Annotated in this window: 1 protein-coding gene; it reads left to right on the forward strand. The window is 35.4% G+C overall.

The features are described from left to right. The coding region (locus SB679_RS26605) for an MBOAT family O-acyltransferase (protein ID WP_410705463.1) at nucleotides 1–229 on the forward strand (229 nt) is incomplete at both ends.

Genomic DNA, 229 nt, shown 5'->3' on the forward strand with positions numbered 1-229 from the left:
TATAGCATTGGGGGTTTCAAGATTGTTTGGGATTGAATTACTAAAGAACTTTGCTTTCCCGTATTTCTCAAGAGATATTGCTGAATTTTGGAGAAGATGGCACATTTCACTTTCTTCATGGTTTAGAGATTATCTGTATATTCCATTAGGAGGAAGTAAAGGTGGTCTTCTGATGAAAATTAGAAATACATTTATTATTTTTCTTGTTTCGGGGTTCTGGCATGGCGCT

The organism is Chryseobacterium sp. SIMBA_029 (assembly GCF_046535275.1).
In the GTDB taxonomy this organism is placed as follows: Bacteria; Bacteroidota; Bacteroidia; order Flavobacteriales; family Weeksellaceae; genus Chryseobacterium.